Origin of the sequence: Lactobacillus sp. HBUAS51381, assembly GCF_012641095.1 — a bacterium.
In the GTDB taxonomy this organism is placed as follows: domain Bacteria; phylum Bacillota; class Bacilli; order Lactobacillales; family Lactobacillaceae; genus Levilactobacillus.
In genome coordinates, this window is sequence record NZ_JAAVSC010000065.1 from 1 (window position 1) to 4,257 (window position 4,257).

4 protein-coding genes are annotated in these 4,257 nt (G+C 51.3%); all 4 read right to left on the reverse strand.

Annotated elements, in window-relative coordinates; translation table 11 throughout:
* Positions 1–154: 154 nt before the first annotated feature.
* The 4 genes from HEQ50_RS12405 to HEQ50_RS12420 all read right to left on the reverse strand — a co-directional run bounded on the left by HEQ50_RS12405 (position 155) and on the right by HEQ50_RS12420 (position 4,149).
* Positions 155–1,426 (reverse strand): uracil-xanthine permease family protein, encoded by a 1,272-nt coding sequence (locus tag HEQ50_RS12405; RefSeq protein ID WP_168900811.1) that lies wholly within the window; start codon positions 1,424–1,426, stop codon positions 155–157.
* A 224-nt stretch (positions 1,427–1,650) separates the two neighbouring features.
* Entirely contained in the window at positions 1,651–2,058 is a 408-nt protein-coding gene (locus HEQ50_RS12410) for a hypothetical protein (protein ID WP_168900812.1), read from the reverse strand.
* A gap of 542 nt (positions 2,059–2,600) precedes the next feature.
* The gene (locus HEQ50_RS12415; RefSeq protein ID WP_168900813.1) at positions 2,601–3,188 is read right to left on the reverse strand and encodes a GNAT family N-acetyltransferase; all 588 of its coding nucleotides are present in this window, start codon (positions 3,186–3,188) and stop codon (positions 2,601–2,603) included.
* A 184-nt stretch (positions 3,189–3,372) separates the two neighbouring features.
* Positions 3,373–4,149, reverse strand: coding sequence for a DUF1003 domain-containing protein (locus HEQ50_RS12420; RefSeq protein ID WP_168900814.1), 777 nt, complete (start codon positions 4,147–4,149; stop codon positions 3,373–3,375).
* Positions 4,150–4,257 lie beyond the last annotated feature (108 nt).

Below are 4,257 nucleotides of genomic sequence, written 5' to 3' on the forward strand. Positions count from 1 at the left end.
AGGATTCATCTGGTATTCGGAATCAAAAAGGTTGCCTAATCACAATGCGATTAGGCAACCCTATACAGCAGATTACCAACAACAGTTGACAAAGAGCCAAAAAACGTTGCTGACGCAAAGGTGTCGGCAACGCTTTTTACTTTATTCAGAATTATTAAACGTTTTTAGGCAAGATCAGGTTCAACGCAATGCCCAGTACGGCCGCCACGGCTAAACCGGAGAACTCGTACTGACCCAATTTTAGGTAGGCATTTCCAATCCCGATGACCAGAATGGCCGAGGCAATCATCAGATTCCGTCGTTTGTTAAAGTCAACGTGCTTTTCAATTAGAATTCGCATCCCACTGGAGGCAATGACCCCGAACAGTAGGAAACTGATACCGCCAATAACCGGATTGGGGATACTCTCGATCAGAGCGCTTAATTTCCCCACAAAGCTGAAGATCACGGCAAACATCGCAGCCCCAATCAAGACGTAAACACTGTGAACTCGCGTAATCGCCAGCACACCCACGTTTTCACCATACGATGTAACGGGCGGGCCCCCAACCAGACTGGCCACAATCGAGGCTAGTCCATCCCCGGCCAGCGTGTGGTTCAGGCCCGGATCTTCGAAGAAGTTACGGTGTGTCAGTTCATTTAACACCGTGATGTGCCCGATGTGCTCCGTCATGGTGACGAAGGCGATCGGTGCCAGACTCAGGACGGCTCCCCAGTAAAAATGCAACGGGTAGCTCACCCCCGGGAACTCGAACTTAGGAAACTGGAACCACGCCGCGTCCATGACCGGCTTAAAGTCCACCAATCCTGCCACGGCACCAACCAGGTAACCGAAGACAATCCCCATGAGGATCGGAATCAGCCCCAGAAACCCTTTGAGATACAGGTTGAAGACCACCGTCAGTAACAGGGTCACCATGGCCACCAAGAAGAATTGCCAGTGGTAGGTGCCATTACTGTCCACCGTTGCCTTCTGGGCAGCACTACCGGCCAGGGACAGGCCAATCACCATAATCATCGGCCCCACCACAATCGGTGGTAAGACCTTGTTAATCCAGTCCGACCCAACCAAGGCCACGACCACGGCGACAATCAGATAGACCAGCCCCACGGCCATGGTCCCCTGTGCGATGCCGGGATACCCCGTGGTCTTCATCAGCGCCACCATGGGCACGATAAACGAAAAACTGGAGCCCATGTACGCGGGAATCTTGCCCCGGGTGATCAAAATGTACATCAGCGTGCCGACCCCAGAACTAAACAGCGCAATGCCGGGATTTAGCCCCACCAGGATGGGCACTAACACGGTGGAACCAAACATGGAAAATAAATGCTGTAGAGACAAACCCAACCATTGACCCCAACTGGGACGTTCCCAAATATCAATCAAGGCATCGGGATTCCGGTAACGCGATGGTTCTTTCATGCTAGACGACCTCCAGTTCAAAGATATAAAAAAGACGCGCCCGTCCCGTAAGGAAGCGTGCTCGCCCAGTTAGCCCAGCTATCGCCGGAAGTCGAACCCTTCACCGCCTCACGGGACGATGTTAAAGGAACTAAATTTTATTAAGTATACGGTGTGACCCGCATACTTGTCAAGACCAATTACACCGAGTGGATCAATCATGGTCGCCAGCAACTATGCGGAAATTAATCCACCATCCGCCAGTTTCCTTCATCGGCCTTGGAAATATCATTGAGAAATTTCAAAACGCGCTTGGCCCGATTCGGCTGCTGTTCATTTAATAAGTTTAATCCCGCACCGGTGACCAGTGGTTGGCTCAGACGAAAATCTCCGTCCGCCAGTTCACCCGTCGCAAAGGCCATGACCGTCTCGCCCGATTCGATCTGGGTGGTCAGGAAGAACATGGTGAAATCGTCATCTTCCTGCATATAGGCGGGCATTGCCCAGATGTCGGGCGCAATCTCCTGCATTTCCCCCGTTTCGGTGCCATCTAGAAACTTGAATTCCTTGTGGTTGGCCTGGGTCACGGGTTGTTTCAGCACCAACATCATGTTGGCAAATTCGTCATCGCCTAATTGTAGATTATCCTTCATCGGTAAAGTTCCTCCTTGAATCGTTCTGTCCTTATTCGTAACCATTAGTATACCAGTATTCTTGGCTAACGGAAGGTTAAAAGTTCACGAACACTCTCCAGTCCCCAGCTGGCAAGGCATATCGCTATAAAATTAGTCATCAATGACCACCTGTGGCTGCCAGAGATTCCGGCGCTGTAAGCTGCTGCACAGCTAACACCGCTGTCACGGCTGCCTACATCTCTGGCTGCCTCCGGTTACGGTGGTTGAAACCTACTAAACGTGCGATGACATCGCTGGAGTGGCGACATTCTGCCAGTTTAATGGGATACACCTCATGTAGCCGTGAGCGAATCAAATTTGGTCTCAGCCGTTGACAAGAGTGGGCCCACAGGCGGTTAACTGGTGACGAACGGTAAAGCGGCCTTGTACGCGACTATCAGATTATCATGATTGTTATCCTTGTCACGCCAGGAATCCTAGCTTTTTTCTATCTTTCAACCTTTAGTCATCAACACAAAGGGACCAAGGCATCTACCCCGGTCCCACTTTCAAGTCTCTAATTAGTTCGCAACCGTAGCCCGTTGGCCAATCTCCAGTTGCATGTGATAGTAGTGATGATCGCCAATCATTTGTTTGCCAGACACCTCGTAACCCATGCGTTCATAGAGCCGCATGGCATCCGGGTTCTCCAGGTCGACGTTTAAGCCAATGACGGCTTGATTGTCACGCCGGGCGTAATACGGGAGTGCCTGCAACAATTGGTGACCAATCCCCTGGCCCTGATGATCGGGCGACACCGCCAGTGAGTCCAGATACCACTCACCCTTGGCCGTTTCCGACTGGGTCTCAAAAGGCACATCAAACGCGGCGCTCTGCGCGGTGATTTGCGTAAAGACATCGTCCACCGTTTCTTCTCGTTCTCCGGGATAGCCGAACGCCATCCCCACGACTTGGCCATTGGCCTCGGCCACCACCGTGGTTGCCGGCCCGGATAAATAAGTCCGGGTGCGGTACGCCGCCGTAATGGCCTTTAGTAAGTCGGGTTCGGGAACGTCTTCCAAGTCGGTCAGTTCCATCTCGTCGTAGATCAAGTTCATCAGCGGCGCTATCTGAGGCGCGTCCGCTGGTTTCGCTTCACGTATTATCACAAAAAATCCTCCATTTCTAGTTCTCTCACTAGCCTAACGGAGGATTGCAACTTTGTCAACGAATCTGCCGGACCAGCCTGACCGCTTCGTTAAGCGGCCATGGCCCCTAGTCATGCTTTACCCTTAATGTGCTCGCTTAACCGCGGCCCGTTTGCCAAAAACCAAGCCAACGGCAAACAAGACGCTAGCTGTGATCCATGTCCTCATGGTGAGACTCCCTTCGTTTTGCCGAACCGTCCTGCGCCTCGCGCGTTCGTAATTCGGCCAGTTCTTGTCGAATTTCACCTAAAATTTCTAACTGAAATCGTGCGATCTCCATGGTGTGGGGGACCTGATTCTGTGCTAAATGATCGACCTTAGCGTGGAGCAAGCGTAATTCATGCTCCGACTTAAGGTTCACGTGATAGTCGTTTTCGGCCATCATGCGATCGCGATCGGCGGAACGGTTCTGGCTCATCATGATGATGGGTGCCTGAATCGCCGCCACACAGCTCAACACTAAATTTAACAGAATGAAGGGGTAGTTGTCAAAGTTCACCCCGAACAAATGAAGCCCGTTAACCAGCATCCAGCCGATTAGGACGAACATGAAGACAAAGATAAAGCCCCAGGACCCGCCAAAACGGGCCACGTCATCGGACACTTTCTGCCCGAACGTCAGGCTCTCCTTGAGAGAATCGTTCACGTCAATAATGTCGTAGTCATCACTCTGCAGCGCCTTGGTCAACTTCTGATTAATCTTGCGCGTCTGCTTCATATCCGCGTTAATCAGGGCGTCCACGTGCTCCAGACGGTATTTTAACAGGTGATGCCCACAAATGTAGTCACTCACCTTACTCTGCGGGTAATCGCGTTTAATCCGGTTTCTCAGCCCCGCGTCTAATTCCGAAAGCTGGAGACTATCTTCGAGATTGACGGACTCCCCGTCAACGAGGCAGTGGAGCCCCTGTTCATCTGACATCGCTATTCACTGCTATACAAAATATGGAGAAATGTAGAAAAACACGATGGGTTTCTACATTTAGAAAGGTTGCATATTTCCTTTCATTATTTTTGCTTACTGCCGTTA